Origin of the sequence: Streptomyces sp. NBC_00490, from assembly GCF_036013645.1 — a bacterium.
GTDB classification, from domain to species: Bacteria; Actinomycetota; Actinomycetes; order Streptomycetales; family Streptomycetaceae; genus Streptomyces; species Streptomyces canus_F.
Genome location: NZ_CP107869.1, coordinates 5,760,992 through 5,786,070 on the forward strand (window position 1 = coordinate 5,760,992; position 25,079 = coordinate 5,786,070).

The 25,079-nt window shown below is 70.8% G+C and carries 24 protein-coding genes; 17 read left to right on the plus strand and 7 right to left on the minus strand.

Annotated features, from left to right (window positions below):
- Positions 1–19: 19 nt before the first annotated feature.
- A complete protein-coding gene (locus OG381_RS26220) occupies positions 20–1,171 on the plus strand; it encodes an NADH-quinone oxidoreductase subunit D (RefSeq protein ID WP_327718523.1) in 1,152 nt (383 codons plus the stop codon).
- On the opposite strand, the gene OG381_RS26225 is transcribed toward OG381_RS26220, so the two are convergent.
- Positions 1,136–2,173, minus strand: a complete 1,038-nt coding sequence (locus OG381_RS26225) for an SAM-dependent methyltransferase (RefSeq protein WP_327718524.1) — start codon at positions 2,171–2,173, stop codon at positions 1,136–1,138. The two genes, OG381_RS26220 and OG381_RS26225, sit on opposite strands and share 36 nt — an antisense overlap.
- Before the next feature lie 118 nt (positions 2,174–2,291).
- Between OG381_RS26225 and OG381_RS26230 the strand changes: the two genes are divergently transcribed.
- The 3 genes from OG381_RS26230 to OG381_RS26240 all read left to right on the plus strand — a co-directional run bounded on the left by OG381_RS26230 (position 2,292) and on the right by OG381_RS26240 (position 4,952).
- Entirely contained in the window at positions 2,292–3,491 is a 1,200-nt protein-coding gene (locus OG381_RS26230; protein WP_327718525.1) for a sensor histidine kinase, read from the plus strand.
- Positions 3,492–3,596: 105 nt separating this feature from the next.
- A complete protein-coding gene (locus tag OG381_RS26235; RefSeq protein ID WP_327718526.1) occupies positions 3,597–4,268 on the plus strand; it encodes a response regulator transcription factor in 672 nt (223 codons plus the stop codon).
- Between the two features lie 51 nt (positions 4,269–4,319).
- The gene (locus OG381_RS26240) at positions 4,320–4,952 is read left to right on the plus strand and encodes an AAA family ATPase (protein WP_327718527.1); all 633 of its coding nucleotides are present in this window, start codon (positions 4,320–4,322) and stop codon (positions 4,950–4,952) included.
- 4 nt (positions 4,953–4,956) lie between these two features.
- Here OG381_RS26240 and OG381_RS26245 read toward each other — a convergent pair whose 3' ends face one another.
- The gene (locus OG381_RS26245; protein ID WP_327718529.1) at positions 4,957–6,060 is read right to left on the minus strand and encodes a DUF5937 family protein; all 1,104 of its coding nucleotides are present in this window, start codon (positions 6,058–6,060) and stop codon (positions 4,957–4,959) included.
- A 155-nt stretch (positions 6,061–6,215) separates the two neighbouring features.
- Between OG381_RS26245 and OG381_RS26250 the strand changes: the two genes are divergently transcribed.
- A complete protein-coding gene (locus OG381_RS26250; protein ID WP_327718531.1) occupies positions 6,216–6,431 on the plus strand; it encodes a hypothetical protein in 216 nt (71 codons plus the stop codon).
- Here the strand turns inward: OG381_RS26250 and OG381_RS26255 are convergent.
- Positions 6,421–7,587, minus strand: a complete 1,167-nt coding sequence (locus OG381_RS26255; RefSeq protein WP_327718532.1) for a threonine aldolase family protein — start codon at positions 7,585–7,587, stop codon at positions 6,421–6,423. The two genes, OG381_RS26250 and OG381_RS26255, sit on opposite strands and share 11 nt — an antisense overlap.
- Positions 7,588–7,758: 171 nt before the next feature.
- Between OG381_RS26255 and OG381_RS26260 the strand changes: the two genes are divergently transcribed.
- From OG381_RS26260 to OG381_RS26305, 10 genes are all read left to right on the plus strand, one after another.
- On the plus strand, positions 7,759–8,688 hold the full coding sequence (locus tag OG381_RS26260) for a Rossmann-like and DUF2520 domain-containing protein (protein ID WP_307027639.1): 930 nt from the start codon (positions 7,759–7,761) through the stop codon (positions 8,686–8,688).
- Positions 8,685–9,686 carry a pantoate--beta-alanine ligase gene (gene panC, locus OG381_RS26265; protein ID WP_327718533.1) on the plus strand — a complete coding sequence of 334 codons (1,002 nt, stop codon included), beginning with the start codon at positions 8,685–8,687 and terminating at the stop codon, positions 9,684–9,686. Before OG381_RS26260 ends, panC begins: the two co-directional genes overlap by 4 nt.
- Complete coding sequence (locus tag OG381_RS26270; RefSeq protein ID WP_327718534.1) at positions 9,683–11,398, plus strand: L-aspartate oxidase; 1,716 nt, start codon at positions 9,683–9,685, stop codon at positions 11,396–11,398. Before panC ends, OG381_RS26270 begins: the two co-directional genes overlap by 4 nt.
- Positions 11,399–11,403: 5 nt before the next feature.
- On the plus strand, positions 11,404–12,381 hold the full coding sequence (gene nadC / locus OG381_RS26275; RefSeq protein WP_327718535.1) for a carboxylating nicotinate-nucleotide diphosphorylase: 978 nt from the start codon (positions 11,404–11,406) through the stop codon (positions 12,379–12,381).
- A gap of 5 nt (positions 12,382–12,386) precedes the next feature.
- Entirely contained in the window at positions 12,387–13,184 is a 798-nt protein-coding gene (locus tag OG381_RS26280) for a type III pantothenate kinase (RefSeq protein WP_046260399.1), read from the plus strand.
- A gap of 124 nt (positions 13,185–13,308) precedes the next feature.
- Positions 13,309–13,953 carry a hypothetical protein gene (locus OG381_RS26285; RefSeq protein ID WP_327722560.1) on the plus strand — a complete coding sequence of 215 codons (645 nt, stop codon included), beginning with the start codon at positions 13,309–13,311 and terminating at the stop codon, positions 13,951–13,953.
- A gap of 77 nt (positions 13,954–14,030) precedes the next feature.
- Positions 14,031–14,210: a hypothetical protein gene (locus tag OG381_RS26290; protein WP_327718537.1), complete on the plus strand. Its 180-nt coding sequence runs from the start codon at positions 14,031–14,033 to the stop codon at positions 14,208–14,210.
- A gap of 145 nt (positions 14,211–14,355) precedes the next feature.
- The gene (locus OG381_RS26295; protein ID WP_327718539.1) at positions 14,356–14,787 is read left to right on the plus strand and encodes a BlaI/MecI/CopY family transcriptional regulator; all 432 of its coding nucleotides are present in this window, start codon (positions 14,356–14,358) and stop codon (positions 14,785–14,787) included.
- Positions 14,788–14,796: 9 nt separating this feature from the next.
- Positions 14,797–15,345 carry an amino-acid N-acetyltransferase gene (locus OG381_RS26300; protein ID WP_307027628.1) on the plus strand — a complete coding sequence of 183 codons (549 nt, stop codon included), beginning with the start codon at positions 14,797–14,799 and terminating at the stop codon, positions 15,343–15,345.
- Between the two features lie 225 nt (positions 15,346–15,570).
- Entirely contained in the window at positions 15,571–15,906 is a 336-nt protein-coding gene (locus OG381_RS26305; RefSeq protein ID WP_266823828.1) for a histone-like nucleoid-structuring protein Lsr2, read from the plus strand.
- A 9-nt stretch (positions 15,907–15,915) separates the two neighbouring features.
- On the opposite strand, the gene OG381_RS26310 is transcribed toward OG381_RS26305, so the two are convergent.
- Positions 15,916–16,641, minus strand: coding sequence for an SCO3374 family protein (locus OG381_RS26310; RefSeq protein WP_327718540.1), 726 nt, complete (start codon positions 16,639–16,641; stop codon positions 15,916–15,918).
- A gap of 430 nt (positions 16,642–17,071) precedes the next feature.
- Here OG381_RS26310 and OG381_RS26315 point away from each other — a divergent pair, with 430 nt between their 5' ends.
- Entirely contained in the window at positions 17,072–19,597 is a 2,526-nt protein-coding gene (locus OG381_RS26315; protein ID WP_327718541.1) for an ATP-dependent Clp protease ATP-binding subunit, read from the plus strand.
- Between the two features lie 92 nt (positions 19,598–19,689).
- Here the strand turns inward: OG381_RS26315 and OG381_RS26320 are convergent, their stop codons facing one another.
- Positions 19,690–22,731, minus strand: coding sequence for an NACHT domain-containing protein (locus OG381_RS26320; RefSeq protein ID WP_327718542.1), 3,042 nt, complete (start codon positions 22,729–22,731; stop codon positions 19,690–19,692).
- 61 nt (positions 22,732–22,792) lie between these two features.
- Complete coding sequence (locus OG381_RS26325; RefSeq protein ID WP_327718543.1) at positions 22,793–23,389, minus strand: HAD family acid phosphatase; 597 nt, start codon at positions 23,387–23,389, stop codon at positions 22,793–22,795.
- Between the two features lie 450 nt (positions 23,390–23,839).
- On the opposite strand from OG381_RS26325, the gene OG381_RS26330 reads away from it, so the two are divergent.
- Positions 23,840–24,394: a M23 family metallopeptidase gene (locus tag OG381_RS26330; protein WP_327718544.1), complete on the plus strand. Its 555-nt coding sequence runs from the start codon at positions 23,840–23,842 to the stop codon at positions 24,392–24,394.
- A 16-nt stretch (positions 24,395–24,410) separates the two neighbouring features.
- Here OG381_RS26330 and OG381_RS26335 read toward each other — a convergent pair whose 3' ends face one another.
- Positions 24,411–25,010, minus strand: coding sequence for a TetR/AcrR family transcriptional regulator (locus tag OG381_RS26335; RefSeq protein WP_327722561.1), 600 nt, complete (start codon positions 25,008–25,010; stop codon positions 24,411–24,413).
- Positions 25,011–25,079 lie beyond the last annotated feature (69 nt).

The following is a 25,079-nucleotide window of genomic DNA, read 5'->3' on the forward strand; positions in this document are numbered from 1 at the left end:
CGTAGGACAGACTGTGTCCATGACTCCCACGACGGAGACCACGGTTGGTATCGGCGGCGCCGCGGAGAGCACCGACATGGTGCTCAACATCGGGCCGCAGCACCCGTCGACGCACGGTGTGCTGCGCCTCAGGCTCGTCCTGGACGGCGAGCGGATCCAGCACGCCGAGCCGGTGATCGGGTATATGCACCGGGGCGCGGAGAAGCTCTTCGAGGCGCGCGACTACCGCCAGATCATCATGCTCGCCAACCGCCACGACTGGCTGTCGGCCTTCTCCAACGAGCTGGGCGTGGTCCTCGCGGTGGAGCGCATGCTGGGCATGGAGGTCCCTGAGCGCGCGGTGTGGACGCGCACCCTGCTCGCGGAGCTCAACCGGGTGCTCAACCACCTGATGTTCCTGGGCTCCTACCCGCTGGAACTCGGCGGCATCACGCCGGTCTTCTACGCGTTCCGGGAGCGCGAGGTGCTCCAGAACGTCATGGAGGAGGTCTCCGGCGGACGCATGCACTACATGTTCAACCGCGTCGGCGGCCTCAAGGAGGACCTGCCGGCCGGGTGGGCCACGCGCGCGCGTGCCGCCGTCGCCTCCGTGCGCTCGCGGATGGACGTGTACGACGACCTGGTGCTCGGCAACGAGATCTTCCGGGGGCGCACGCGGGGCGTGGGCGTGCTCACGCCGGAGGCCGTGCACGCGTACGGCGTGAGCGGGCCGATCGCGCGCGCCTGCGGGGTCGACTTCGATCTGCGCCGGGACGAGCCGTACCTCGCGTACGGGGAGCTCCAGGACACCCTGAGGGTGGTGACCCGCGAGGAGGGCGACTGCCTGGCCCGCTTCGAGGTCCTCCTGGAGCAGACCCACAACGCCCTCGATCTCGCCGACGCCTGCCTGGACCGGCTCGCCGAACTGCCGCCCGGCCCGATCAACCAGCGGCTCCCCAAGGTCCTGAAGGCGCCCGAGGGCCACACGTACGCCTGGACCGAGAACCCGCTCGGCATCAACGGCTACTACCTCGTCAGCAAGGGCGAGAAGACCCCGTACCGGCTCAAGCTCCGCTCGGCCTCGTACAACAACATCCAGGCCCTCGTGGAGCTGCTCCCGGGCACGCTGGTCGCGGACATGGTCGCGATCCTCGGGTCACTGTTCTTCGTGGTCGGGGACATCGACAAGTAGCGCCCCGAGCGGTGTGTCCGGGGCGTCCGGGACCGCGACCGGCTGGAGCAGCCAGCCGAAGTCGCCGAGGCCGCCGGGTGCGGTGAGTTCGGCGGCCTCGCCGGCGCTCGCGAGGGCACGTACGTAGGCCGCGGGCTGTGTGGAGGCCAGTGCGAGCGGAGGGCGTGCGCCTGCGATCCCCAAGGCGCGCAGAGCGGCGCGTTGTGTCCGTACGCGCCCCCCGGGCAGCGCGCACGCGTCCAGCGCGACATGCGCCGTGATGTCGCACGACCCGTCCGGTACGGGCGTCGTCTCGCGCCCCGCGCGGAAACCGGTGAGCGTCCCGAAGAGGGGGCGCGCGCCGACCGCGTGCGCGTAGTCGACCGCGACCGCGAGCCCCCGCTCGACCGTCGCGACCGCGGCGGCCCACGCCTCGTCCCGGGGCAGCCCCACCTCCGCCCGCAGCCCCTCCTCGGCCGGCAGCGGCCACCACCGCGCCAGCCACCGCGCCTCCGCGCCGGAGAGCGGCTCCCCGAGCCGCTCGGTCCCGTCGGGCCGTACGAGCACCCGGCGGGCCACGCCCGCGGCGTCCGTCTCGGCGATCTCCACGGGCACGTTGTCCAGCCACTCGTTGGCGAACAGCAGCCCGGTGATCCCGCGCGGCGGCTCGGTCAGCCACTCGATCCGGTGGTCGAGGCCGGCCGGGCGGTCCGCGCGTTCGACGGCGTACGCGCGCGTGCGGGCGGCCAGGTCGGCGGGCAGCGCGGCGAGCACCCCGGTGACCAGCTCGCCGCGGCCGGCGGCCATGTCGACGAAGTCGAGCGCCCTGGGCCGGCCCAGGGCCTCGTCGACCCGGCCCAGCAGCCGCGCCACGGCCCCGGCGAACAACGGCGACGCGTGCACCGACGTACGGAAGTGACCGGCCGGCCCCTCGGGCCGGTGATAGAAGCCCCCGGGGCCGTACAGGGCGCTCTCCGCGGCCGCCCGCCAGCCACGCCATTCACCCGCCGTGTCGTCCGTCACGCCGCCAGATTAGGCGTACAGGGGAACGGGGCCTCCACCTTGGGGAGTACGCGGGCCGGGCATGGATCGGTCCTCCGGTTGACCCCTGCACGCTTCACGCTTCCCTACGCTGGGTTACGTGCAGCGCCTCTATGACTTCCTCCGCAGAAACCCGACAGGGGTCGACACCTTCTGGGCCGTCTTCCTGTTCGGGATCTCGCTGCTGAGCGGGACCGCCAGTTCGGCGGAGCGGGGCACCGACTCACCGGCGCTGATCGTTCCGATCACGTTCCTGCTGTGTGCGGTGATCGCGCTGCGCCGGCTCATGCCGGAGAAGATGCTGGTGCTGTCGGTCGCGATCGGTGTGACGCAGCTGCTGCTGAACGTCCAGACGATGGCCGCCGACTTCGCGATGCTGGTGATCGTCTACACGGTGGCCGCGACGGGCTCCCGGTGGGCCTCCCGGTTCGCACTGGCCGTGGGGCTGTGTGCGGCGCCGATGGCGCAGATGCGCTGGCCGCTGGACGGGACCGCGCTGGGCAACGCCGCGAAGGCGATCTTCCTGACGGTGCCGTTCGCCCTCGCCTGGGTGCTCGGCGACTCGATCCGCACCCGGCGGGCCTACTTCGCGCAGCTCGAGGAGCGCGCGAGCCGGCTCGAGAAGGAGCGCGAGGCGCAGGCGAAGGTCGCGGTGGCCGCCGAACGCGCCCGGATCGCGCGCGAGCTCCACGACGTGGTCGCGCACAACGTCTCGGTGATGGTGGTGCAGGCCGACGGCGCCGCCTATGTCCTCGATGCCGCGCCCGACCAGGCGAAGAAGGCCCTGGAGACGATCTCCTCCACCGGCCGCCAGGCGCTGGCCGAGATGCGCCGCCTGCTGGGCGTGCTGCGCACCGGCGAGCACCAGGAGGTCGGCGAGTACGTCCCGCAGCCCGACGTCGAGCAGATCGACGACCTCGTCGAACAGTGCCGCACCTCCGGTCTGCCGGTCGACTTCAAGGTGGAGGGCACACCACGCCCGCTGCCGAGCGGCGTCGAGCTCACGGCGTACCGCATCGTGCAGGAGGCGCTCACCAACACCCGCAAGCACGGCGGGCCGAACGCGGGCGCCAGCGTGCGCCTGGTGTACTTCGACGACGGGCTCGGCCTGCTCGTCGAGGACGACGGCAAGGGCGCCCCGCACGAGCTGTACGAAGAGGGCGGCACCGACGGACAGGGCCACGGCCTGATCGGCATGCGCGAGCGGGTCGGGATGGTCGGCGGCACTCTGGACGCGGGGCCCCGTCCCGGCGGAGGGTTCCGTATCAGTGCGCTGCTCCCGCTCAAACCGGCGCATTGACGCCGACGCACGCCCTGTGTTGACACCTGTAACAACCCCGCTGTAACCCCCCGCCACCGCAATCAGCAGAGCCACAAGAGCCTGAAAGAGACGGAAGAGGACCCGATGACGATCCGCGTGATGCTCGTCGACGACCAGGTGCTGCTGCGCACCGGGTTCCGGATGGTGCTCGCCGCCCAGCCGGACATGGAGGTCGTCGCCGAGGCGGGCGACGGCGTCGAGGCCCTCGAGGTGCTGCGCGCGACCACCGTCGACGTGGTCCTGATGGACGTCCGGATGCCGAAGCTCGACGGCGTGGAGACCACCCGCCGCATCTGCCAGGACGACAACCCGCCGAAGGTGCTGATCCTGACCACCTTCGACCTCGACGAGTACGCCTTCTCCGGACTGAAGGCGGGCGCGTCCGGCTTCATGCTCAAGGACGTGCCGCCCGGCGAACTCCTCACCGCCATCCGCTCGGTGCACAGCGGTGACGCGGTGGTGGCCCCCTCGACCACGCGCCGCCTCCTGGACCGGTTCGCGCCGATGCTGCCGAGCACCGGCAAGGAGCCCAAGCACAAGGAGCTGGAGCGGCTCACCGAGCGCGAGCGCGAGGTCATGATGCTGGTCGCCCAGGGTCTGTCCAACGGCGAGATCGCGGCCCGGCTCGTCCTGTCCGAGGCGACGGTGAAGACCCATGTGGGCCGCATCCTCACCAAGGTCGGCCTCCGGGACCGGGTGCAGGTGGTGGTCCTGGCCTACGAGACGGGGCTGGTGCGGGCCGGCGGGCACGGCTGAGGCGGGCGCGCACGTGACTCCCGCGTAACCGGTGCCCACTAGGGTCTGCGCATGCTCCTCTGGATCAACGGGCCCTTCGGGGGCGGGAAGACACAGACGGCGTACGAGATCCAGCGGCGGCTGCCCGGCAGCGTCGTCTGCGATCCCGAGCACGCCGGCTTCGGTCTGCGCCGCATGCTGCCGGCCGAACTGCGCGGGAACTTCCAGGACTTGAAGGCCTGGCGGCAGGGCGTCGTCGAGGTGCTCGACCTCGCCCTCACCCAGCACGACGGTGTGGTGATCGCCCCCATGACGGTCACGGACTCGGGCTACTTCGCCGAGACCGTGGGCCGGCTCGGCGAACTCGGCCACGACGTACGCCACTTCACCCTCCTCGCTCAGCCCGAGACCGTCATGAAGCGGCTGCGCGAGCGCGGTTTCGGGCACCTCCTTCAGTACGTCGGCGGGAAGAACGCCGGTCTGGGACGCGAGACCTGGGCCGTGCGGCAACTCGACCACTGTCTCGAGCGGCTGCGGGAGCCCGAGTTCGCCGAGCACCTGTGGACGGACGAATCGACCGTGCCGAAGACGGCCGACCGCATCGCCGTGCTGGCCGGGCTGACACTGCGGCCGAACACCGAGGGCGCGCTGCGGACGAGGCTGAGGCAGATACGGGTCGGGGTGAGGCACATCCGGTTCGACTGACCGGCTATCTGAGGATCCCCTCCAGGAAGTCGCTGCCCAGCCGGGCCACGACCGCGATGTCCAGCTGGTGCTGGACGTACCGGCCGCGACGGCGCGTGGTGATCAGGCCCGCCTTCTTCAGAACGCCCAGGTGCCGGGATATCTCGGGGGCCGTCATCCCGTGCGCCTGCGCCAGCTCGCTCGTGGTCCAGGCGCTGCGGGCCAGGTGGCGGCAGATCCGCATCCGGACGGGGTGGGACAGGGCCGTCATGCGCAGGGCGAGCTGCTCGACGGAGGGCGGCGCCGCGAGTTCGGGGGAGCCGACCGGGTAGTGCACCACGGGCTGCCAGCCGGGCCGGTACAGCACGGCCAGGTGGGGCCAGCCGAGACTGGTCGGCACCAGGATGAGGGGGCCGTCCCCCGTGGTCGTACGGCCCACGCTCAGCTTGTCGACCGTGATCTCGGCGGCGTCCTCGTCGAGGGTGATCGCCGGGGACGCGGCGGCCAGCGCCTCGGCGAGGCCCTTGCGGCGCACGAGGTCGGTCTTGTGGCGGGCGTCCGCCGCGAGCTGGTGGCGCAGCCGGGACCAGGTCTCCGCGAAGAACGCCTCGTCGCAGTCCTGGAGGAACTGGCGCAGCCAGGCCCGGATCTTCGGCGGATCGGTCAGCAGCAGCTCGGTGAACCGCTCCTGCCGCGGCCCCCGCGCGGCGGCCAGCTCCAGGGCGCGCCGCCCCTGCTCGGCGTCGACGAGCCAGCCGCTCCCGACGTCGTAACAGGTCGCGCAGCTGAACTCCAGCGCCGCGTTGACGAACTGCTCGTCCGTGAGCTTGTCCAGCAGGTCCAGCTCCTCGGCGAGCGTGGCCCCGGGGAGGGCGGCGCCGTCCGGGATGCCCGCGTACGGCAGGAACAGGTCCGCGAACGTCGTCGTCCACAGGAAGTCCGCGTCGCACATCCGGTCGGCCAGATGCGGGTCGAGGCGGGCCAGCACGCCGGTCACCCAGCCCTGGAGCCCCGGATGGTGGCCCGGCTCGGACAGCGCGTGCAGCGCCATGCCGAGCTCGGCCAGGGGCGAGGGGACGACGGCGACCCTCTCCGGCCGCAGCCCCGCGATGTCGATGCGCACGCTCATGACCTCATGGTGCACCCCGCCACTGACAGCGCCGCCCCCGATTGACGGCCGCCGTCAATCGGCGCGACATCGCCGCGGTACCGGCGCAACCTGGGAGCACGGGGCAGCCGCGGAGCCCGACCCATCGCACAAGCCTCCCGAGAAGGCGATACGCCATGAGCCTCACCCAGCAGTACCTCCTCGACACCTACCGCGCCCAGCGCCTCGGACAGCCCGACCCGCCCGCGCCCGGTACGCACGACTGGCAGGTCGTGCGCGAACTGCGCGACCACCGCCGGTTCCGGGCGGTGCTCGCCGGGCGGCCGGCCCACGGGCGGATACGGCAGGCCCTGGGCCGGTGGCTGCGCCGGGAGCCGCGGCCTAGCCGCTGAGCAGGGCCACGAAGTTGGCCACCGCCGCCTTCACGTCGTCGGCCGTCCACTCCAGGCCGGCGGCGCCGACGGTGACCTCAGTGAAGGCCAGACCCGGGCCGCCGCGGTCCCAGTAGCCGCTGAACAGATACGTCCCCGTCTCCTCCGCCTGCCGCACCGCCGCCTCCAGCAGCACGTCGGCGTCGTACGGCAGCCAGACCTGGAACTGGTGGGTGTGCGGCTCCTCGGGGTGCACGCGCGCCCACGCCACCCCCGCCTCGGCGAACCCCTCCCGCAGCGCCGCCGCCACCACGCGCGCGTGGCGGACGTACTCCGGCAGCCTGGGCAGCTCCCGTTCCAGGCCGACGAGCGCCGACAGCGCGGTGGGGAACTGCTGGAAGGCCATCCCGCCGTACCGGTGGCGCCAGGTCCTCGCCTCCTCCACCAGCGTCTTCGGACCGGCGAGCGCCGCGCCGGCGAAACCGTCGAGGGACTTGTAGAACGACACGTAGACGCTGTCCGCCAGGCCCGCGATCTCGTCCAGGGGGCGGCCGAAGTGGACGGTGGTCTCCCACAGGCGCGCGCCGTCGAAGTGCACCACCGCGTCCCGCTCGCGCGCCGCCTCCACGACCTCGGTCAGCTCCTCCCAGGTCGGCAGGACGAACCCGGCGTCCCGGAGGGGCAACTCGAGCATCAGCGCGCCATAAGGCTCCTCGAAGTCGCGCACCTCGTCGGCGGTGGGCAGCCGGGGCTCGCCGGTCAGACGCACCGGGCGCAACCCGCTGACCTGGGCGAGGGCATGCCGCTCGTGGACCTCGGGGTGGGCCAGGGCGTGCAGGGCGACCATCGGGTTGCCGGTGCGGCCCGCCCAGCAGCGCAGGGCGACCTGCTGGGCCATCGTGCCCGTGGGGAAGAACGCCGCGGCCTCCTTGCCCAGCAGGGTCGCGACACGCTCCTCCAGGGCCGCCACGACCCCGTTGCCGTAGATGTCCGCGGACTCGTCCACGTCGTACACCTCGGGCGCGGCCTCCACGAGCGACGCGAGCCGCTGCCGGATCGTGCCGCTGAGTCCTCCCCGCCACAGGACCCGCCGCGCCCCTCGCAGGGCCTCCCGGCGCCGCTCCCGCAACCGCTCCTCCGCCGACCGCTCTTCAACCTGCTCCGCAGCATTGCTCATGCCTGGATCATGTCGCGCGCCCCTCCCCGCGGGCACACCCTTTTCGTGCCGGCACGGCCCGCGGCAACCCACAGCCTGTGGACAACCGAACGCCCCTCGAACCAATCGCGTTAACATGACGAGAAATCGTCCGGTACCCGGAGCGGACTGGAACGGGAAGGCCTCCGTCGCGTGAGTACAAGCCAACTGCCAGATCCCAAGGACCGCCCCGCGCGGCTCACCGTCGGTGTCGTCGGCGCCGGGCGCGTGGGACCCGCGCTGGCCGCTTCCCTCCAGCTCGCCGGGCACCGTCCGGTGGCCGTCTCCGGGGTCTCCGACGCCTCCCGCAGGCGGGCCGCGCAACTGCTCCCGGACGTGCCGCTCGTGCCGCCCGCCGAAGTCCTGCAGCGCGCCGACCTGGTCCTGCTGACGGTCCCCGACGACACCCTGCCCGGCCTCGTGGAGGGCCTCGTCGAGACCGGGTCCGTACGGCCGGGACAGCTGCTGGTGCACACCTCCGGGCGGTACGGCACGAAAGTCCTCGACCCCGCCCTGCGCGCCGGCGCGCTGCCGCTGGCTCTGCACCCCGCGATGACCTTCACCGGCACCCCGGTCGACGTCCAGCGCCTCGCCGGATGCTCCTTCGGGGTCACCGCGCCCGAACAACTGCGACTGGCCGCCGAGGCCCTCGTCATCGAGATGGGCGGCGAGCCCGAGTGGATCGCCGAGGAGATGCGCCCGCTCTACCACGCGGCCCTCGCGCTCGGTGCCAACCACCTCGTCACGCTGGTCGCCCAGTCCATGGAGCTGCTGCGCGAGGCGGGTGTCGAGGCCCCGGACCGGATGCTCGGCCCGCTGCTCGGCGCCGCCCTCGACAACGCCCTGCGCTCCGGCGACGCGGCCCTGACCGGTCCCGTCGCGCGCGGGGACGCCGGCACCGTCGCGGCGCACGTCGCCGAGCTGCGCAAGCACGCCCCGCAGACCGTCGCCGGCTACCTGGCGATGGCCCGCGCGACCGCCGACCGGGCGCTCGCCCACGGGCTGCTGAAGCCCGAGCTCGCCGAGGACCTTCTCGGGGTACTCGCCAACGGCACCGACGGCACCAAGGGAGATGCCGGATGACCACCACCCTGCTGCGCACCGCCGACGAGCTCCACGCGCGCGAACGCCACGGCCGCCGTGCCGTCGTGATGACCATGGGCGCCCTGCACGAGGGCCACGCGACCCTGATCCGCACCGCGCGCGAGATCGCCGGACCCGAGGGCGAGGTGGTCGTCACCGTCTTCGTGAACCCCCTGCAGTTCGGCGCGGGCGAGGACCTCGACCGCTACCCGCGCACCCTCGACGCCGACATCAAGATCGCCGAACAGGCGGGCGCGGACGCCGTGTTCGCCCCCTCCGTCGACGAGGTCTACCCCGGCGGCGAGCCCCAGGTCCGCGTCAGCGCGGGCCCCATGGGAGAGCGCCTGGAGGGCTCCTCGCGGCCGGGGCACTTCGACGGCATGCTCACCGTCGTCGCCAAGCTGCTGCACCTCACCCGGCCCGACGTCGCCCTGTACGGCCAGAAGGACGCCCAGCAGCTCGCCCTGATCCGGCGCATGGTGCGGGACCTGAACTTCGGCGTGGAGATCGTCGGCGTACCGACCGTCCGCGAGGACGACGGCCTGGCCCTGTCCAGCCGCAACCGCTACCTCTCCGCCAAGGAGCGGCGCACCGCGCTCGCGCTGTCCCAGGCACTGTTCGCGGGCCGCGACCGGCACGCGGCCCAGGAGGCGCTGCGCGCGCGGGCACGCGAAGTGCCCGCCACGCACGCGCGTGCCGAGGCGCTCAGCGCCATAGGGGAGTCCCGCGCGGCCGCCGACGCGCACGCCGTCGCGAAGGCGCTTCCGGGTTCCCCCTCCGCCGTCCGCGCGGCCGCGCGGCTGGTCCTGGACGAAGCCGCCCGACTCGACCCGCCGATCGCCCTGGACTACCTCGCGCTCGTCGACCCCTCCGACTTCTCGGAGGTCGACGACGACTTCGCCGGCGAGGCCGTCCTCGCCGTCGCCGCCCGGGTCGGGACCACCCGGCTGATCGACAACCTGCCCCTCACCTTCGGAAACCTCGGAGCCGCCTCGTGACCAGCACAGGCATACGACTGCACGCGCCCGCGCCCGGATGGTCGATCGACGCGGACGTCGTGGTCGTGGGCTCCGGCGTGGCGGGCCTCACCGCGGCCCTGCGCTGCGAGGCCGCCGGTCTGCGGACGGTCGTCGTCACCAAGGCCCGCCTCGACGACGGCTCCACCCGCTGGGCACAGGGCGGCATCGCCGCGGCGCTCGGCGAGGGCGACACCCCCGAACAGCATCTCGACGACACCCTGGTCGCGGGCGCGGGCCTGTGCGACGAGGAGGCCGTACGGATCCTCGTCACCGAGGGCCCGGACGCAGTGCACCGACTCATCGAGACCGGCGCGCACTTCGACGAGTCCGAGGAAGGCGGCCTGGAGCTCACCCGCGAGGGCGGCCACCACCGCCGCCGCATCGCGCACGCCGGGGGCGACGCGACCGGCGCGGAGATCTCCCGGGCGCTCGTCGAGGCGGTACGCGCGCGGGGACTGCGCACGATCGAGAACGCGCTCGTCCTGGACCTCCTCACGGACGCCGACGGCCGTACGGCCGGCGTCACGCTGCACGTCATGGGCGAGGGCCAGCACGACGGAGTGGGCGCCGTGCACGCCCCCGCGGTCGTCCTCGCGACCGGCGGCATGGGCCAGGTCTTCTCCGCCACCACCAACCCGTCCGTGTCCACCGGCGACGGTGTGGCGCTCGCCCTGCGCGCGGGCGCGGAAGTGAGCGATCTGGAGTTCGTCCAGTTCCACCCCACTGTGCTCTTCCTCGGCCCGGACGCCGAGGGCCAGCAGCCCCTCGTCTCCGAGGCGGTCCGCGGCGAGGGCGCCCACCTGGTCGACGCCGGCGGCGTGCGCTTCATGGTCGGGCAGCACGAGCTGGCCGAACTCGCGCCCCGGGACATCGTCGCCAAGGGCATCATGCGCCGCATGCAGGAACAGGACGTCGAGCACATGTTCCTCGACGCCCGGCACTTCGGCGCCACCATGTGGGAGCACCGCTTCCCGACGATCCTCGCCGCCTGCCGCGCCCACGGCATCGACCCGGTCACCGAGCCCATCCCGATAGCCCCGGCCGCCCACTACGCCTCCGGCGGCGTGCGCACCGACGCCCAGGGCCGTACGACCGTCCCGGGCCTGTACGCGTGCGGAGAGGTCGCCTGCACCGGCGTGCACGGCGCGAACCGCCTCGCCTCCAACTCCCTCCTGGAGGGCCTCGTCTACGCCGAGCGCATCGTGGAGGACATCGCCGCCGTCCACGCGGCGAACGGCCTCCACGCGCGCGTGCCCGCACCGGTCGAGCGCCCCGAGACCCCCGCGCACCCCCTGCAGTCGCCCGAGGCCAGGTTCGCGATCCAGCGGGCCATGACCAACGGCGCCGGCGTCCTGCGCTCGGCGGACTCCCTGGAGAAGGCCGCCGAACAGCTCCAGCGACTGCACACCGACGCCCGCGAGGCCCTCACCGAGAACGGCAAGACGGCCGAGCCCGGCGTCGACACCTGGGAGGCCACCAACCTCCTGTGCGTGGCCCGCGTCCTGGTCGCCGCCGCACGCGTGCGTGAGGAGACGCGCGGCTGCCACTGGCGCGAGGACCGGCCCGACCGCGACGACGCGGCATGGCGTCGCCACATCGTCGTACGGCTGAATCCGGACCGGACCCTCGCCGTACACACCACCGATACCGCAGACTTCCCCCCGACCCGGCAGCCCCTTCAGGAGCAGTGACAGACGTGAGCACCCCCGACCTTCCCCTCGCTGAGACCGGCGGCTGCGGCGACGGCTGTGCCTGTGGCGCAGACGGCGGCGAGGAGTACCTGGAGTGCGGGCTCGACCCCGCGCTCGCCCAGCTCCTGGCCGACGCGGGGCTCGACCCCGTGGAGGTCGAGGACATCGCCAACGTGGCCATCCAGGAGGACCTCGACCACGGCGTGGACGTGACGACGGTCGCGACCATCCCCGAGGACGCCGTCGCCACGGCCGACTTCGTCGCGCGCGAGGCGGGCGTCGTGGCCGGCCTGCGGGTCGCCGAGGCGGTCGTCTCGGTGGTCTGCGAGGACGAGTTCGAGGTCGAGCGGCATGTGGAGGACGGCGACCGGGTGGAGGCCGGGCAGAAGCTTCTGTCGGTCACCACGCGCACGCGTGACCTGCTCACCGCCGAGCGCAGCGCGCTGAACCTGCTGTGCCGGCTGTCCGGCATCGCGACCGCCACGCGTGCGTGGGCGGACGCGCTGGAGGGCACCAAGGCACGCGTGCGTGACACCCGCAAGACGACGCCCGGTCTCAGGTCGCTGGAGAAGTTCGCGGTGCGGTGCGGCGGCGGGGTCAACCACCGCATGTCGCTCTCCGACGCGGCGCTCGTCAAGGACAACCACGTGGTGGCCGCCGGCGGCGTCGCGCAGGCCTTCAAGGCCGTCCGCGAGACGTTCCCGGACGTGCCGATCGAGGTCGAGGTCGACACCCTGGACCAGCTGCGCGAGGTCGTGGACGCGGGCGCGGACCTGATCCTGCTGGACAACTTCACGCCCCAGGAGTGCGTGGAGGCGGTGGCGCTGGTGGACGGCCGGGCGGCGCTGGAGGCGTCGGGCCGGCTGACGCTGGACAACGCGCGCGTGTACGCCGAGACCGGCGTCGACTACCTGGCGGTGGGCGCGCTCACGCACTCCTCGCCGATCCTGGACGTCGGCCTCGACCTGCGTGAGGCGGAGTAGTCGCGATGCTGCTCACGATCGACGTAGGAAACACGCACACCGTCCTCGGCCTGTTCGACGGCGAGGAGATCGTCGAGCACTGGCGCATCTCCACGGACGCGCGCCGCACGGCCGACGAGCTGGCCGTCCTGCTGCAGGGCCTCATGGGCATGCACCCGCTGCTCGGCGAGGAACTGGGCGACGGCATCGACGGCATCGCGATCTGCGCGACGGTGCCCTCGGTGCTGCACGAGCTGCGCGAGGTGACGCGGCGGTACTACGGCGACGTGCCCGCGGTGCTGGTGGAGCCGGGCGTCAAGACGGGCGTGCCGATCCTCACCGACAACCCCAAGGAGGTCGGCGCGGACCGCATCATCAACGCGGTCGCGGCGGTCGAGCTGTACGGCGGCCCGGCGATCGTCGTCGACTTCGGCACGGCGACGACGTTCGACGCGGTGTCCGCGCGCGGGGAGTACGTCGGCGGCGTCATCGCGCCCGGTATCGAGATCTCCGTGGAGGCGCTCGGGGTGCGGGGCGCGCAACTGCGGAAGATCGAGGTGGCCCGGCCGCGGAGCGTGATCGGCAAGAACACCGTCGAGGCGATGCAGTCCGGGATCATCTACGGGTTCGCCGGGCAGGTCGACGGGGTCGTCGAGCGCATGGCCCGCGAGCTCGCGGAGAACCCGGACGACGTGACGGTCATCGCCACGGGCGGCCTGGCCCCGATGGTGCTGGGCGAGTCCTCGGTGATCGACGAGCACGAGCCGTGGCTGACGCTGGTGGGGCTGCGGCTGGTGTACGAGCGGAACGTGTCGCGCATGTGAGGCGGGGCGGGACGCGCGTCCGGCCGGGTGGCGCCGCGCGCCACACCCGCCCGCCCTGTGTCGAATTTGTCTGATTAGCGCGTACTGTCGCCGCATGCCCACGCCATACGGATCCCGCGGCGGCATGGCGTTCGGTGTGGAGGAGCTGCGTGTGCTCCGCCGCGCTCTCGCTCTTGCCCTTCACCCCCGAACCGCCTCGGCCGAGGATGTTCAGGACTGTCTCCGCCTAGCCGACTCCCTCGACGAGGCGATGCGTGAGGGCGCCCGGCTGCGTGCCTTCCTGGTGGCCGACCTCGCCCGGTACCGCGCCGCCCTGCCCGGCACCGCCGCCGGCTACCTCGCCCTCCTGGAGGAAGCGCTGAGCGCCGGGTACCGTCCGGAGGTCGACGACCTCGCCTCCTTGCGGGCCCTGCGCGGCAACCCCGTCGCGGCGGCCCTGCTCGACCGCTGTCTGGTCCTCGCCGAGCAGGGCATCCGCGCCCGTCTCGCACGCGGGACGGCCCGGCGCACCACCCCGGCCGTCCCGGCCTCCCGTACCCGCCTCCTGGCCCTTCCCGGGGGTCTTTCGGACCGCTCCCCGGGCGCCGACGAGGACCTTGCCGCGGAGCCCGCCGAGAAGCCCGAGCAGCCGGAGAAGAAGCCCATGGACAAACCGGCCACCCCCAAGCCGGCCCCCGAGCGCCCCATCCCCACCCCCGGCGAGGTCTTCCCCCGCCGCAAGCCGGCCCCGCCGCCCTCGAACCCGCCGCAGCAGCTCGCCGCGGGCTGAGCCGCGTGCGGGCCGTCCCCCGGGCCCGCACGCACCCCCGGCCCCGCCCGCGTCCGGCCCGTGGCTACCCTGGACGCATGGACTACGTCTCCGCGCTCGTGCCCCCGGTCGTCATGGCCGTGTTCTTCATCGGCGTGATCAGGGTGATCGTGAAGACCCAGGGCGGGGCCAACAAGGCCAAGGAGGATGCGGCCGTCGACGCCGCCCTCGCGCGCGTGGAGGGCACCCAGCAGGCCTCCGCGCGCGGCGACGCCTGAGCCTCCCGGCCGACGCGCCCTCATCGGCGTACGACTCTCTTTTTCCGAGTCGTACGCCCTTTTTGTTCCTGTTTGCCGGTCAACCGCACGTCCGGCACGCCAATGACGGTTTCTCCCACTATTGTGCTGAGCTGTGCCTCGCCCATTGGGAGAACTCGAAGACGCGGTCATGACGCGGGTGTGGAAGTGGAACCGCCCGGTGACCGTTCGGGAAGTCCTGGAAGACCTTCAACAGGAACGGTCCATCGCCTACACCACGGTGATGACCGTTTTGGACAATCTCCATCAGAAGGGCTGGGTGCGACGGGAGGCCGAAGGGCGTGCCTATCGATATGAAGCCGTCTCCACCCGGGCCGCCTACGCAGCGGCGCTGATGAACGAGGCCTGGTCGCAGAGTGACAACCCCGCCGCCGCTCTCGTCGCGTTCTTCGGCATGATGAGCGAGGAACAGCGGCTGTCGCTGCGGGACGCCGTACACATCGTCCAAGGACCGGAAACCGTCGAAGCCCCACGGGATACCGCTGCCGAAACCGGCGGCGAGAACCCCGGCTCGGCGCCGGAGGGTGACGGGCGATAGCGTCCGCACATGTCAGCAGAGAGCTCGTCCGCCCGGAGTACCGAAGTCAGCGCAAAAGCCATCACGGTCCGGCGGGCCCGCACCAGCGATGTCCCGGCCGTACGCAGTCTCCTCGACGAGTACGTCCGCGCCCGCATCCTGCTCGACAAAGCCACCGTGACGCTTTACGAGGACATCCAGGAGTTCTGGGTCGCCGAACGCGATGACAACGGCGAGGTGGTCGGCTGCGGCGCACTGCACGTCATGTGGGAAGACCTCGCTGAAGTGCGCACTCTCGCCGTGAAGCTCGGACTGAAGGGCGCCGGCGTCGGTCATCAGTTGCTGGAGAAGTTGCTGCACACCGCGCGCTGGCTCGGTGTTCGCCGGGTTTTCTGTCTGACCTTCGAAGTGGACTTCTTCGGCAAGCACGGCTTCGTCGAGATCGGCGAGACTCCGGTCGACACCGATGTCTACGCGGAGCTGCTGCGTTCCTATGACGAGGGTGTCGCGGAGTTCCTCGGTCTCGAACGAGTGAAACCGAACACCTTGGGCAACAGTCGGATGCTTCTGCATCTGTGATCGTCTTGCCCTATTCCATGGGACGGCCCTGCCCAGGTTCCCTATGTCCGAAACGCGCATGTTTCCGGACCGGAGGTGGCCAGTCCGTCTCTCCCAGGGGTTTGTGTTTTCCCAGCAAAAGCGGTTTGCTTTCCGACGTACTGCAGTACTGCATATAACAGGGGGCGGCGAAACGGCGGACGCCGCAGACCCCAGTCCCTCAAGTTATCGATGAAAGGAAATCCGGTGGCACAGAAGGTTCAGGTCCTTCTTGTCGACGACCTCGACGGCGGCGAGGCGGACGAGACCGTGACGTTCGCGTTGGACGGCAAGACGTACGAGATCGATCTCACGACTGCCAATGCGGACAAGCTCCGTGGCCTTCTCGAGGCTTACGTGAAGGGCGGTCGTCGTACCGGAGGCCGCGCCGCGGGAGGCCGCGGAAAGGCGCGCGCCACTTCCGGCGGCAGCCAGGACACCGCGCAGATCCGCGCGTGGGCGAAGGAGAACGGTCTCGAGGTCAATGACCGCGGCCGTGTTCCCGCGTCCATCCGTGAGGCCTACGAGAAGGCCAACGCCTGAGCGCGACGCCTATGAACGGGCGGGTGGCTGAGCGCACGCGCGCAGCCGCAGACGGTGGCAGCACGTCGCCACCGTGGCCAGCAGCCTTACGAGATCGGGGGCGCCCCCACCGCCCCCCAAGGCCGACAGCGTCGGCAGCGAGGTCTCGGCCTCGCACCCCGGCACGGGGGGCCGCAGCCACACGGCGGCCCCCTGCAAGGCACCGGAGGGACCGGCCGGAAGCGGTCGCGGTCCGGTAGGGCCCGGCTCGGGAAGACACCGCGCGGCACCCGCACCGGGCGCGTGAGGACGTCGTACGACGTCGCCGGATCCCTGCTCGGGAAGCAGCCGTACGACGTCGGCGGGCGCCCCCGGCCCGGGATGCGGCGGTGCGTCCATCACCCCGCCCTCGCCGATGGCCGCCAGATCGAGCGGCAGCCCGCCCCACTCCAGCCAGTCCAGCACCCCGGGCACCTCGTCCGCGCTGCCCGCGGCCAGCAGCAGCCGCATCCGGTCGCCCTGCACGGCCACCGGGGAGCCCGGTGCCAGATGGCGCAGACCGGCCCGGCCCGCCTCGAACGGCACGTCCAGGACGTCGAAGCGCGGGCCCACGGAAAGTCGCAGCGGAGATCCGGGCGTCCCGGGCACCGTCGGCCACCCCAGTTCGTTCTCGTACCACCGGCGGACCTGATCGCTCGACTCGAGCGGCCGCCGGGGGAAGGGGACCGTGGTGACCGGGGGAACTGTGCCAACCATGCCAAGTGAAACCTCCGGAAGGACGCCCGAGTTACGCTGGGTATCCCGGTAGTAGCGCAGAGTTCCGAAAGAAGGGGCGTTCGGAGGTGTGGCGCGGCGCAAGGTTGTTCGCCCGTAGCGGAGGGAACCGGTGCGCTCGGCATGGAGTGTCAGTCCCAGCGGGTAAGACATCCCTAGTGGGAGGGGGCGACACGCAGGACAGGACGTCTCACGTTCGCCATCGGCGTACTGGAGGTAGGGGTAACTGCCTGGCCTGCGGGAACATCGTCTCGCACCATCGGGTTGGAGCAGATGTCGGCGTTCGGGGTCAGGAGGCCAAGGACGGTGTCGGCAGTTGGAATGAGCGGTCCCCGCTTGCGGGACTAAGCTGCGGAAGGACAGGGAGGGGAAGTTCCCCCCACTGCCTGACCGCTCTGAGGAGCGATTAACGATGTTCGAGAGGTTCACCGACCGCGCGCGGCGGGTTGTCGTCCTGGCTCAGGAAGAAGCCCGGATGCTCAACCACAACTACATCGGCACCGAGCACATCCTCCTGGGCCTGATCCACGAGGGTGAGGGTGTCGCCGCCAAGGCCCTTGAGAGCCTCGGGATTTCGCTCGAGGCGGTCCGCCAGCAGGTGGAGGAGATCATCGGGCAGGGGCAGCAGGCCCCGTCCGGGCACATCCCCTTCACCCCCCGTGCCAAGAAGGTCCTGGAGCTGTCGCTCCGCGAGGCTCTTCAGCTGGGCCACAACTACATCGGCACGGAGCACATCCTGCTCGGCCTGATCCGTGAGGGCGAGGGCGTCGCCGCCCAGGTCCTGGTCAAGCTGGGTGCTGATCTCAACCGGGTGCGGCAGCAGGTCATCCAGCTGCTCTCCGGCTACCAGGGCAAGGAGACCGCCACCGCCGGCGGGCCTGCCGAGGGCACCCCCTCGACGTCCCTGGTCCTCGACCAGTTCGGCCGGAACCTCACCCAGGCCGCTCGTGAGTCCAAGCTCGACCCGGTCATCGGGCGCGAGAAGGAGATCGAGCGGGTCATGCAGGTGCTGTCCCGCCGTACCAAGAACAACCCGGTCCTGATCGGTGAGCCCGGCGTCGGCAAGACCGCCGTCGTCGAGGGCCTCGCCCAGGCCATCGTCAAGGGCGAGGTGCCCGAGACCCTCAAGGACAAGCACCTCTACACCCTCGACCTCGGCGCGCTGGTCGCCGGCTCCCGCTACCGCGGTGACTTCGAGGAGCGCCTGAAGAAGGTGCTCAAGGAGATCCGCACCCGCGGCGACATCATCCTGTTCATCGACGAGCTGCACACGCTCGTCGGTGCGGGTGCCGCCGAGGGCGCCATCGACGCGGCTTCGATCCTGAAGCCGATGCTGGCCCGCGGCGAGCTGCAGACCATCGGTGCCACCACGCTGGACGAGTACCGCAAGCACCTGGAGAAGGACGCGGCCCTCGAGCGCCGCTTCCAGCCCATCCAGGTCGCCGAGCCCTCGCTCCCGCACACGATCGAGATCCTCAAGGGTCTGCGCGACCGGTACGAGGCCCACCACCGCGTCTCCATCACGGACGAGGCGCTGGTCCAGGCCGCGACGCTGGCCGACCGCTACATCTCGGACCGCTTCCTCCCCGACAAGGCGATCGACCTGATCGACGAGGCGGGCTCCCGGATGCGCATCCGCCGGATGACGGCCCCGCCGGACCTCCGCGAGTTCGACGAGAAGATCGCCGGTGTCCGCCGGGACAAGGAGTCCGCGATCGACTCGCAGGACTTCGAGAAGGCCGCGTCCCTGCGCGACAAGGAGAAGCAGCTCCTCGCCGCGAAGGCCAAGCGCGAGAAGGAGTGGAAGGCCGGCGACATGGACGTCGTCGCCGAGGTCGACGGCGAGCTGATCGCCGAGGTCCTCGCGACCGCCACCGGCATCCCGGTCTTCAAGCTGACCGAGGAGGAGTCCTCGCGTCTGCTGCGCATGGAGGACGAGCTCCACAAGCGGGTCATCGGCCAGGTCGACGCCGTCAAGGCGCTGTCGAAGGCGATCCGTCGTACGCGTGCGGGCCTCAAGGACCCGAAGCGTCCCGGTGGTTCGTTCATCTTCGCCGGCCCGTCCGGTGTCGGTAAGACCGAGCTGTCCAAGGCGCTCGCCGAGTTCCTCTTCGGTGACGAGGACGCGCTGATCTCCCTCGACATGTCGGAGTTCAGCGAGAAGCACACGGTCTCGCGTCTCTTCGGTTCGCCCCCCGGTTACGTGGGCTACGAAGAGGGCGGCCAGCTGACGGAGAAGGTGCGGCGCAAGCCGTTCTCGGTGGTTCTCTTCGACGAGGTCGAGAAGGCCCACCCGGACATCTTCAACTCGCTGCTCCAGATCCTGGAGGACGGTCGTCTGACCGACTCCCAGGGCCGGGTCGTGGACTTCAAGAACACGGTCATCATCATGACGACCAACCTCGGCACCCGGGACATCTCCAAGGGCTTCAACCTGGGCTTCGCGGCCTCGGGCGACAAGAAGTCCAACTACGAGCGCATGAAGAACAAGGTCTCGGACGAGCTCAAGCAGCACTTCCGGCCCGAGTTCCTCAACCGCGTCGACGACGTGGTCGTCTTCCCGCAGCTGACGCAGGAGGACATCCTGCGGATCGTCGACCTGATGATCGGCAAGGTCGACGAGCGCCTCAAGGACCGGGACATGGGCATCGAGCTCTCCCAGTCCGCCAAGGAGCTGCTGTCCAAGAAGGGTTACGACCCCGTCCTGGGCGCGCGGCCGCTGCGTCGCACGATCCAGCGCGAGGTCGAGGACACGCTCTCGGAGAAGATCCTCTTCGGCGAGCTGCGCCCCGGTCACATCGTCGTCGTGGACACGGAGGGCGAGGGCGAGACCCAGACCTTCACCTTCCGCGGCGAGGAGAAGTCGGCGCTGCCGGACGTTCCGCCGATCGAGCAGGCGGCCGGCGGGGCTGGGCCGAATCTGAGCAAGGACGCGTAGCCCTTCGGGGATTGCGCGGAGAAGGGGCCGGTGCCGTGGAGGCGCCGGCCCCTTCGGCATGCGTGGCGGGGGCCGTCGCCCCGGGCGCCTTGTCAGAGGGACTCGACCGTGACCTCCGCGTCCGGGAAGACGTCCCGGTACCGATCGACCTCGATGGTCCGGTCCGTGGCGGGGGTCAGGGTCACCTCACGGACGCGGGGGCAGCACAGAGCCAGCCTGGACAGTTCCTCCCAGCCGTTCAGATGTGTCACCCGCAGTACCTCGACGCCCGGCATCTGCGGAGTGTCGTCAAGGAGGTCCAGCACCGAGTTGTGCAGGGTCAGGTGGGTGAGCCGCGGCAGCCGTGCGATGGCTTCCCAGTCCCGTCGCCACAGACGGCCGGGGCTCGGCCCCAGGTTGAGGGTCCGCAGCGTGGGCCACTGGCCGATGTCCTCGAGTCCTCGGCTTTCCACCGCCCCGTGGGCCAGGAACAGGAACTCGAGCGGAGCCGTGGTGGGGAGGAACCTGGACAGGGGGACGCCCCAGGAGAGTTCTCCGTCGAGTCCCAGGTGGCGTAGTCCGTGGCATCGGTCCAGGCCGGTGAACTGCGCGCCGCGACCGGTCCAGCACATGTGAAGCTCGGCGAGCTGCGTGTCGGCGAGCGGTGACAGGTCTCCGATCCCGGGACAGCGGTGCAGGTGCAGGTAGGTCAGACCGGGCGCGGAACGCAGCGGCGTCAGATCGCTCAGCAGGCTGTTTTCGTAGATCACCAGGTGGCTGAGTGTCTTCTTGCTCAGCGCCGCGAGGAGCGGTGACGGGTCGTGGGTCCCGTTGAAACGGACCCTGGGCCGGGGACCGAGCCGGGGCAGCGCGCGCAGCTGGGTTTCCTCCCGCACCGTGATGAAGAGGTCGGCGGCGGCCACGTGCGTAAGGACCTCGTCGGCGTATTCGTCGGCGTCGAACTGGCTCCAGGCTCCGACCAGTTGCGCGCGCACCGCCAGATCGGGGTGGTTACGGAACTCTTTCAGGACGGGCAGCGCCCCCTCGGTGCCCACCAGTGCCGCTGTGCGCGTCACCGCGGCCGCCTCCGCCGCGGTCAGCCTTTCCGGCCCGGGCAACAGCTCCAGGATCAGTGGGCCGGCCTGGGCGAGGACCTGCGCCTCCGCCTTGGACTGCGGCGGTATCAGCAGGGCCGCCCGCTCCTCGACCTCCGCCCGCACCTGTGGGAGCAGGGACGTCGCGTCCTCCAGGCAGGCCAGGGCCAGCAGATCGGTGCGGGTGTGGCCGAGGGCCAGAAGCTTGCGCAGGAGGTCGACCCGCTCGTGCGGCCGGGCGTGCACCACGGCCATGCGGATCACGTCCTCCCACTGCGGCTCGTGGGCGTGACTGACCAGCACGTCGATGTGGCCCTCCTCGACGGCGGCCAGGGCTCCCAGATAGTCCTGGAAGGTCCGGTGCACGAAGTCCACGATCTTCGGTGCCGGTTCGCGCAGCAGGCCGCTCCGCAGCAGGAGGTGGCGGAAGATCTCCCCGGCGTCCTGCTGATCGGGAGGCATCGCGATGCTGGGCAACGCGCGTTCCACGACGGCCCGTGCCGCGTCCTGTTCCATCTCCGTCCGGCCGCTCAGGATCAGCGCGTAGGCGATGCGCCGCAGCAGTTCGGAACGGGCTCCCTGACTGAGGTCGATGCCGTCGGGAGTCCCCATCCCTCGCTCCCGGTCCCGGCGGGCCAGCAGCATCGACAGGGCGGCGTCGTACAACTCCGGTCGGTTGATGGGCAGATAGCCGCGGCGTTCGCGGTGGAGGGCGCAGATCAGGCCGCACATCAGCGGGTTGGTGGCGAGCCGGGCCAGGTCCCGTTTGGTGCGCAGCGCGTCCAACAGCGGCCCGAGGTAGTCGCGGGCCTGTGCGGCTTCGTGCCACCGGCGGACGAACGTCGTGACCTCGGCCGGGCGCATCGGCGCGAGGACGAGCTCGCGGAAGTCCTCTGCGGTGAGCCAGTCGGAGCGTACGGCCGTGGGGCGCGAGGTCAGCAGCCACTGGTTGCCCGGGTAGGCGTGGATCAGGCCGAGGAGCCAGGCCCGGGTGCGGTGCCGGTCCGCGGCGGGAATCTCGTCCAGGCCGTCTACGAGGACCAGCGCGCGTCGGGTGGCCAGTACCCGCTCGGCCCAGCCGTCCGGGGGTGTCAGCGGACAGCTCACCGCGGCCAGGAGCCGGTTCGGCGACGGGAGTGTGCCCGCGCGGATCAGGGTGCGCAGCGGGAGGACGTACGGAATGCGGTCCCCGTTGCGGGCGGCGGTCACGGCGAGCCACTGCACCAGGGTCGTCTTGCCCGAGCCCGCGTCTCCACGTAGCAGGACGCGGTCGTGGACCAGGAGGGCTTCCTCGGCGGGAAGATGAACGCTGAACGCGCTCTCGGCCCGCGCTCCGGAGGCCGCGCGGTCCTCGTCACCGGTGGCTTCCAGGCTGAGGTAGGCCACTTCGAGCGGCCAGCGGTCGGGGGAGTCGCGCAGGTCGATGCCGTAGATGGTGATGTGGTTGTGCTGCTCGGCCACGTACGGGAGGTAGCGGCGTTCGAACGCGGCGTCGCGGGCGTCGGGGCGTGGGATGCGCGTGATCAACTCGTCGAGCCGGGCGATCAGTTCCGACTGGACGCGGGTCTGCTCCACCAGGGTCCGTGCCACGAACGTGGACCGGCGTGTGAAGAAGTCCAGGATGTGGAGGCAGGCCCACTCGGTTGCCGAGTCGAGGAAATGGCCGGCGTCGGTGGAGAGGCCGAGGGCTGGGGGTGCCTGGGCGCGGAGTTGTCGGGCGAGTTCGCGGTGGCCCAGGCGTACGGCCTGGACGTCGTCCATGTCGAGGTCGCCGAGGGCGAGAAGGCGGGCGGTCACGGCGTCGGTGACTGCTGGTTCCTCGTCGGCGGGGAACGGGGGTTCGCCGGGGGAGTCCGTCGCCGCGCCGACCAGCCGTCGAGCCAGGGCGCGGACCTCCTTCTCGCCCAGCGTCCGCTTCTCGCCGCGGAAGGAGACCAGGGCGGTCAGGCGTACCGGCTTGTCGACGAGGCCCGCTCCCGGGGCGTCCGCCACGAAGAGTTTCCGTACGAGGGAGGCCACCAGGCCGGACGCGAGCTTGCTGCCGAGTACCGCCGGATCCATCCGCCCCACCCCCGTGACCACGCGAACGAGGGTGAGGCTACCCGGAGTCGAGCGGGACGACTCAGGACAGCTGGCCGTCGTAGTCCGGGAGCTTGTACGTCTTCTCGGCGTGGCCGCCCGACAGGTCGGTGGTGTTGTTGCCGATGTTCGCGATGATCGTGTAGCCCTTGTTCTCGATGGCGACGCGCTGGGCGGTCTTGTAGGCGGCGACGTCCTTGAAGAGGTCGATGAAGCTGCGGACGTAGAGGCCGGAGACGTCGTACCCGACGTGATCGAGGTTGTAGTCGGTGAACGAGTAGATGATGCCGGGGCGGGCCGTCACGAAGAAGAGGGAGACGCCGTGGTCCTGGGCGTACTCCGCCACATCCAGGACCGGCTCGTTGGCCGGCTGGGGGTAGCTGAAGCCGAAGTCGGTCTCCAGGGTGGTGTTGTCGATGTCGAAGACGATGGCCTGCTTCTCGCCCGGCTTGGCGGCGGCGATCCGCTGCTTCAGGTACGGCAGCGCCTGGTCCATGACCGCCCGGCAGTCCTGCTGCCAGGTGGTGTAGCCGACGTCTTCGGTGGTCGCGGCCTCGGCCGGGGCGGCGAGTGACACGAGGGCCGCCGTGGAGACGGCGGTGACGGCCATACGGCGCACCAAGGGGCGTCGGTTCGTCATCTGTGGGGGGTCCTCTCACGTCAATAACGCTGCCGTTGTCGCGTGCATGCTCGTCGGCGTGGGTGGCGCGAGGGGAACCGTAGGGTTACTGGAGGGTAAGTGCCAAGAGGTGTGCGTCACATGATTTCGGGGACGGGGTCGCGCGGGCCTCTATGGCCGGTGATATGACGCACAGGCGATTTGTCCGTTACTAGGGGGAATAGTGGATAGCCGAGATTGCGCAAAAGGGACTTTCAGCCCGGAACTCCCAGGCTGGTTATGCCGTCATGGGTGGATTCATTCCAGATACGTGCTCTGTCAAGAAGCGGGCATTTTTGGGATGAAGTACTAGCTTCCGTCGTAGATCAGCGGTTTGGGGCTTCCGAGGCCTCCGGGTTACCAAGGGATGCCCCATCCGGCAGCGGCTTGTGCGCCGGGTGGCTTTTCTGTCCCCGTCCCCATGAGGTTTCGATGTCCCAGCGCGTTTCGTCCCGTTCTTCCCGTACGTCCCTGCTCCGTACCCGTGCCGCCGTGGTGGCCGTCGGTCTGGGGGCCGCGGCCGTGCTGGGGACCGGGGTCGCGGCGGCCGCGGAGACCGGCAAGACCGTCTCCTGGGTCGACCCGGTGAAGAAGTACAAGCTCAGCGCGAGCTTCGCGCAGTCCGGCGCCCTGTGGCAGTCCACCCACAGCGGGCAGGACTTCGCCGTGGCCAGCGGCACCCAGGTCTTCGCCGCGCACGGCGGCACCGTCGTCAAGGCCGGCGGCAACGGGGCCGGTGACGGACCGGCGTACGGCAATGCCATCGTCATCAAGCACGCCAACAAGACCTACTCGCAGTACGCCCACCTCTCGCGCATCAACGTGAAGGTCGGCCAGGTCGTCAAGACCGGCCAGCGCATCGCCCTGTCCGGCAACACGGGCAACTCCAGTGGCCCGCACCTGCACTTCGAGATCCGTACGACCGCCAACTACGGCTCGGCGATCGACCCCGTCGCCTTCCTGCGCACGAAGGGCGTGACCGTCTAGGTCCGGCCAGGGTCGTCTAGGGCTTCCTGCGGGCGCCTTCGTGGGCCTGGGTGACCAGGTCCGACGCCACCTCCAGGACCGCCCTGCGCTTGTCCTCGGGGTCGCCCGCGAGGTCCTGGAGGAAGAACATCCCGGCGTGCAGGGTGAAGATCGCGCTGGTGTAGCGGACCTGGTCGACCAGGTCCGCCTCCGGGTCGATCATGATGTCGCGCAGCCCCTGCATGCGCTCCTTGAAGGTCTCGCCGACCCGCAGTTCCCGTACGGCCGCCTGGTTCTCCTGCATGAAGCGGAACAGGGGGGTGGCGTTGGCGAGGATGCCGCTGTAGCGCCGTACGATCTCCTGCTTCGTCTCCAGGGTGTGCGGCTGCTGCCTGCCCCACTCGATCAGGTCGAGGATCGGCTGGGTCAGATCGTCGAAGATGCTGACCAGGATCTCTTCCTTGGTCTTGAAGTGGTAGTAGAGCGCCGCCTTGGTGACGTCCAGGCTCTCGGCGATCTCGCGCAGGGAGGTCTTCTCGTAGCCCTGCTCGGCGAAGAGGTCGAGCGCCACGTCCTGGATGCGCTGGCGGGTGTCCCCGCGGCGCCGCTGCTTGGTGCCGTCCATGGTGCCGCCCATTCTCCGTGAAGCCATCGGCTTTGAACAAAACTTACTTGACGCCCGGCTAGTTACGGGGCTACCTTCCCC